The 1,707-nt window shown below is 42.7% G+C and carries 3 protein-coding genes; 1 reads left to right on the top strand and 2 read right to left on the bottom strand.

What is annotated here, in order from left to right; all coding sequences use genetic code 11:
• The coding region (locus KDK18_RS14595; RefSeq protein ID WP_373691135.1) for a transposase at positions 1-358 on the bottom strand (358 nt) is incomplete at its 3' end.
• A gap of 62 nt (positions 359-420) precedes the next feature.
• A complete protein-coding gene (locus KDK18_RS01550; RefSeq protein ID WP_257252694.1) occupies positions 421-834 on the bottom strand; it encodes a hypothetical protein in 414 nt (137 codons plus the stop codon).
• Positions 835-1,122: 288 nt separating this feature from the next.
• Between KDK18_RS01550 and KDK18_RS01545 the strand changes: the two genes are divergently transcribed.
• Positions 1,123-1,707 (top strand): hypothetical protein (locus KDK18_RS01545; RefSeq protein WP_257252693.1); only part of this gene is annotated, 585 nt, incomplete at its 3' end.

Here is a 1,707-nt window from a genome sequence, read left to right as displayed (position 1 = left end):
ATACATAGGCGGTATCCTCAGCTAGAAAAAATCCCAGAATGATCCTTTTCTTCCTCTGTATGGATTTCCCACACCGCACGACAAATAGATGAACTGATTCCCCGGAATTGGAAATAGCGCTTTGGGAAAAATCCGTTAAAAACGCCTCTGGACAAGTAGGGGAAGTCTCTTCGTTGTTTGACCGTTTACCGGTTTCAGGTGGTGGGACATCAGACGGGGTTTTGAAGATTTCGCCCAGATCCATCTGATCTGGATTGTCGATGGTAAAACGCTTTTCAGACTTTTCACCGAACAGTTGCCGTTTAAACCAGTTGAGTTGCTGTTTAGCAGAAGATAGTTCCTGAAGCGCAGTATCCAACGCCGACTACAACTGCTGGTTTTGCAGTTGCAGGTCGACGGAGGCAGCAGCTTTAGAGTTATTCATGGGGTGTGACCATAGGTGCGTGTTCCACGCGCCCATAGTTTCAGGGCTTCCTGAAAGACTAGACAACACAGCTGCTGAACCTGATCCACCAGGAACGTCAGGTAAGGCAGTTTGGTTGCCAGATGCTGCACACCGTGATCATAGTTGTGTTCAAGTTCATAACCTTGGTTCTTCAGGATATAAAAGATTTCATTTTTTATGTACAAGCGACATCTTCCCCCTTCGGATACGGGGAGCATGGTTTCTTCGGTTAACGGGATATCGGTTATCCAACCCCAGATGTAGCGCTTACCTTTCTTGTCCGTTTCGACGCAATCAAGCACATTGAGGATTTCAACCGGCCCAGTCTTGTTCAGAGGAACGCTATTAGCACAGCGACACCAGTGTTTGACGCCATTGTCGTCAGTCACCTCAAGGCGTTTAGCGTTACCTTGTTACCTTGCTACCTTGTTGACCCAGTGTAACCATAGTCTCAATCATCAAAGCGTGATTACCATCCCTGGCAACAATAATCTACAGGTTTCTGGCCAGCATTGCTGTTCAAGGATTGATCATGTTTTTGCCCTAGCTTTTCGGATAGATAACCGGGACGCGAAGTCACCGATTCAGGTAGGGGTTGAAGGCTGATTGTATCCTAGGTAGGATCATTACTGTCTATTAGGTTTTTATTTTTTATTGAGTTGTAACTTAGAAAAAAAATGTCAATAAAAAAACTTATAACAGAAAGATCCAATTTGGGTGACTCGTCCTTCTACTTCTACGATGAATCAATGATCCAAAAAAACATCAGCCTATTCAAGTCAATTTCATATCCTCATATCGGAATTCATTTTGCTTCAATGGCAAACGATAATCCCACACTGTTAAAGATGTTGGAGTTAAATGGTTTTGGTATTTTCGTAAATTCACGAAAGCACATGCAACTTTCACTTGATTGTGGGTTTAGTCCAAATCGGATTATTTTTGCGAGCACCGGTATTTGTGAGCCTACAATGAAGCTGATTATTGAGAAAGGCGTACAAATCAATATTGACTCCCGCGATCAGCTTAAATTGTACGGAAAACTGAACCCTGGGGGTGAAATTGGCATTCGACTAAATATCGATGAAAAATCAAGAAACAATATTTTCACAGGGTTAGAAAGTCGAATTGGTGTTCTAGAATCTAAACTCCCAGAAATATTTAAAATAGCAAAAGAACACAACCTAAGAATTACAGGTACTCATGTATATTTAGGGACAGACGTCACCCCGCTGTGGAGATTCTCATGCAGAATGCAGAAA

This window comes from Endozoicomonas sp. SESOKO3, assembly GCF_024606255.1.
The sequence above is the reverse complement of the archived record's forward strand: the minus strand, read 5'-3'. Positions and strand labels throughout refer to the sequence as shown.